The sequence below is a fragment of the Nocardioides sp. CPCC 206348 genome, assembly GCF_048654705.1.
In the GTDB taxonomy this organism is placed as follows: Bacteria; Actinomycetota; Actinomycetes; order Propionibacteriales; family Nocardioidaceae; genus Nocardioides.
On sequence record NZ_JBMCZA010000153.1, the window covers coordinates 32,357 to 36,396 of the forward strand.

Sequence of the window (4,040 nt, forward strand, 5' to 3'; positions counted from 1 at the left end):
GGCAACCGGTTCCACGAATGCGGGAGCGGGCTCGGCGGCGGCCGCGATGGGGGCTTCTGCTGCGGGGACCGATGTCGTCGGGCCGGCCGGCGCAGCGACGGGAGAGGCGTCATCCGAGGTGATCCTGCGGACCAGGCTGGTCTGCGAGGCCACGACCGCGAGCACCGTGACGAGAACGGCGGCCAGCACAGCGGTGGTCGTCAGGCGACCCTGCCACCGCGACGCGCGATGCTTTCGCCGCTGGAAGAGCATGGTGGCGACCCCCATAGTCACCCTCCTCGGTCCGGTCGGAGTTTCCCAGTGTTCGCCTGTCTGCTCCGTTCTGCACGCGAATCAGGGATATCTGCCCCTTCAAGCAGCGATCTTTACCCTTCGGTCCCCTGCCGAGCCTGGTCCGGGCATCACCCGGCCACCTGTCCGCCACCGGATGAGAGGATGCGCGCGTGGCTGAACTGACCTTCCGTACCGGAACCATGGACGCCGGGAAGTCGACGCTCGCGCTGCAGACCAACCACAACCACGCCGCCCGTGGGCGGATCGGCCGGCTGTTCACCTCCCACGACCGGGCAGGCACCGCGAAGGTGTCCTCGCGGCTCGGCCTGACCGCCGACGCCCTCGAGGTGGAGCCGACGTTCGACTTCTGGCGCTTCACCGTCGATGCCCTGACCCAGGGCGCGCGGATCGATTACTTCATCTGCGACGAAGCGCAGTTCTACACCTCCGAGCAGGTCGACCAGCTCGCGAAGATCGTCGACGAGTTGCAGATCGATGTCTTCTGCTTCGGCATTCTCACCGACTTCCGCACCCGGCTGTTCCCCGGCTCGGCGCGCCTGGTCGAGATCGCCGACCGCACCGAGGTCCTGCAGGTCGAGGCCCTGTGCTGGTGCGGTCGCCGCGCGACCCACAACGCCCGCACCGAGAACGGTGTGATGGTCACCGAGGGCGAGGTCATCGTCGTGGGCGACGTCGACGGCGACACCCCGACGCACGTGCACGACGACCTGGACGTCGCCTACGAGGTGCTCTGCCGCCAGCACCACCGGCGCGGCCTGACCGCCGCACGGGCACGCGCCGTCAGCCTCTCCCCCGAGCCGCTGCCCTTCGCATAGTCAGTCGAGCAGGATCGGGATCAGCATCTCGTCGGGCGTGAGCGATCCGTGCATGCCGATCAGCTTCGACTCGTAGGGGAACCCCTCGGTCGACAGTACGGCGAAGTCGCCCCGGCACGCGACGACCACGTCGCCGATGCGCGGCAGGACAGACGGGTCCACCGGCCCGAACCACCCACGGGTGATGGCCTCGCCGCGGGTCATCACGTCCGCCCGTTCGCCCAGCACGGAGCGCCAGGTGTCGACGACGTCGGGGACGGCGCCGCCCTTGCAGTACAGGTGGCGGAAGCGTGCCTCGCCGCCGACGAGAGCGACCCCTGCACGAAGGTCGTCGTCGTGGTTCACGTCGATCCGCTCGGAGCCCGGGACGTCGACCATGCCGTGGTCGGCGATCACCAGGAGGCGACGGTCGCGAGGAAGGGCGTCCCGCAGCTGCTCGGCCTCGTGGTCGATCATCGCCAGCTGCTGGAGCCACTGGCTCGAGGCGACGCCCCAGCGGTGGCCGGTCCAGTCGAGGTCGCCGTCGTACACATAGGTCAGGGCTGGCTGCCGCGGTGCGGGGCGTGAAGCAGCCACGACGGCGGCGATCCGCTCGCCGACCCGGTCGACGCCGACGTAGTCGGCCCCACGGTGGGCAGCCACCGTCAGGCCGCTGCCGTTGAACTCACGCTTGTTGACGACGGTGACCCGCACGCCGGCGTACTGCAGCGACGTGAACGCGGTCTGGTGCGGCTGCCACTGGGTCGGCTCGATGTCGGCGTCCCAGGTCAGGGCGTTGAGCAGGTCGCTGGTGCCGGGGATCCGGGTGGTGAAGCCGACGAGGCCGTGCGCTCCCGGAGTCAGGCCGGTGCCCAGCGAGGTGAGGGACGTCGACGTCGTCGAGGGGACCCCAGCGGTCGCGGGTGAGGAACCCGCCAGCAGTGAGGAGAGGTACGGCGCCGCGTGGGCGTAGCGCTCGAGGAGCCGGGCGCCGAGGCCGTCGATGAGGAACACGACGTACGACGCGGCGTCCGGAAGGGTCAGTCCGGTCGGGGCCGGGCCGAGCGGGCTGCCGAGCGCCTGCGCCGCGGCGGGGACGACGTCGCCGAGCGAGCGGACGCCGTACGCGGGCTCGCAGAATCCGCTCACGCCCGTCTGTTCCACGACCACGTCGATTCAGCCCCGGGTCAGCGCGGAGAGCGACGCGGCGAAGGACAGGAGTCCCCCGACCGCGTCCTTGCCGTCGGCGGCCGCGGAGACCCGCAGCGAGAAGTCATCGGAGGAGAGACTTCCGGTGTAGCCGTGGTCGGCGTCGCACTGCGGATCGGCACAGCCGGCCGGTTCCAGGTCGACCCGGCTCACCGCACCCCAGCCGATCGTGAGCACGGCCTCGGCCGGCGGCGTCGGGCCGGCGGTCGGGTTGGTCGTCATCCGGGTCACCACGACCGATGCGACTGCCCGCAGGCTGACAGCCTCGGTGGAGGTCGAGGTGTACGGCTCGGGCAGCAGGTCGTCGCCCGCGTGCTCGTCGGTGTGCGCCAGGATCAGCCGGCTCGGCGTCAGGACGACGACCGTCTGGTGCCGGCGGACCTCGTCACGCTCGAAGGTCGGCTCGTGGTGCACGTAGTACGACACGACCGCTTCGCCGCCCAGGGCGCCGGTGACCGCATCGGCGACCACCTCCGGGTAGTAGCCGGTGCGGTTGATCGCAGTCTGGAGGTCGGCGATCCGGTCGGGTTCGTCGCCACCGCGAAGACGTGCATTCGGCATGGACGCATCCTCGCACGGCAGCCGGAAAGCGCAGCGAGAGGCGTCGACGACTCAGTCCGGGATGGTGGATTCCAGGTCCGGCATCCGTCGCACCAGAGAATCGGGCCGCGGGTCCTTGATCGTCGCGACCCGGGCCGTGGCGGTGAGCGTCTGCGCGCCGTCGACTCCCGCAAGGACGAGGGTGAGCTCGAGGGAGCTGACGTTCGGCAGGTCGTTCTTGAGGGCGGCGACGCGGGTGATCAGGTCCTCGACCGCGGCCACGTCGACGGCGTCAGCGCCGCGGTACCCGAACAGCAGGGGCGAGCTCTTCACCTCGCGCACCATCGAGGCGACCTCGTGCTGGCCGAGCGGCGGAATCCGGTAGGACCAGTCGCCGAGCAGCTCGATGACCGGGCCGGAGATGCCGAAGGACACGACGGGACCGAACAGCGGGTCCTCGAAGGATCGGATCGCGACGGGCACGCCCGGAGGCGCACTGCGCTGGACCACGAACCGCCCCATCGCCGGGTCGATCAGCTGGGTCAGCGTCTCCCACGCATCACGCATGTCCTCGGCGTCGCTGATGTTGCGCCACACGTGGGTCTGGTCCGGGCGCTCCCTCAGGGAGTCGAGGGTCGACTTGAGGACGACGTCCCAGCCGAGTGCCTCGCCGGCGGCGACAGCCGCCTCGGCGTCGGCCACCGGGCGGGTGGGCCACAGGTCGATGCCGTAGTGGCCCAGCAGCTCGGTGACCAACGACTGGTCGAGCTCGATCTCGCGATCGCCCACCTCGCCCTCGGCCGACCGGAGGACCCGCTTGACGAGCTTCTTCGCAGCGGGCACGTCCACCTCGCCCGCGTCGGCGGCCGGGCCGTCGGGCGCGTGCAGCCAGACGGCGTACTCGACGACGCGCGCGAGCGCCCGGACCGCCGCCTCCACTGCCGGGTACGACGGAACCGAGCCTCGTCCGGCGGAGGAACCCGCGACGTCGGGCACGCGCAGCAGCTCGGGGATGCCCTCGGCGCCGAGGAACGAGGAGACCAGCGGCTTGTCGGACTGTTCGCCGACGGCGGCCAGGACGTTCGCGACCTCCTCGCCGGTGACGTCGAGCGGCGGGATGTAGACGGCGATGACCGAGTCGACGTCGGGGTCGTCGATCGCGTTGTCGAGGGCGTCCTCGAAGTCCTCGGCCGTGGCGTCCGC

5 protein-coding genes are annotated in these 4,040 nt (G+C 70.8%); 1 reads left to right on the plus strand and 4 read right to left on the minus strand.

Annotation, left to right across the window (positions count from 1 at the left end; all coding sequences use genetic code 11):
• Positions 1-267, minus strand: a 267-nt coding sequence (locus tag ACOADB_RS10810) for a hypothetical protein (protein WP_378598074.1), incomplete at its 3' end; no start/stop codon positions are given.
• 176 nt (positions 268-443) lie between these two features.
• Here ACOADB_RS10810 and ACOADB_RS10815 point away from each other — a divergent pair.
• Entirely contained in the window at positions 444-1,109 is a 666-nt protein-coding gene (locus tag ACOADB_RS10815; RefSeq protein WP_378598076.1) for a thymidine kinase, read from the plus strand.
• On the opposite strand, the gene ACOADB_RS10820 is transcribed toward ACOADB_RS10815, so the two are convergent.
• The 3 genes from ACOADB_RS10820 to ACOADB_RS10830 all read right to left on the minus strand — a co-directional run.
• Positions 1,110-2,237, minus strand: a complete 1,128-nt coding sequence (locus ACOADB_RS10820; protein WP_378598078.1) for an alkaline phosphatase family protein — start codon at positions 2,235-2,237, stop codon at positions 1,110-1,112.
• A 27-nt stretch (positions 2,238-2,264) separates the two neighbouring features.
• Entirely contained in the window at positions 2,265-2,858 is a 594-nt protein-coding gene (locus ACOADB_RS10825) for a DUF5998 family protein (RefSeq protein ID WP_378598080.1), read from the minus strand.
• 51 nt (positions 2,859-2,909) lie between these two features.
• Positions 2,910-4,040: acetate--CoA ligase family protein (locus ACOADB_RS10830; protein WP_378598082.1), on the minus strand; the 1,131-nt coding region annotated here is incomplete at its 5' end.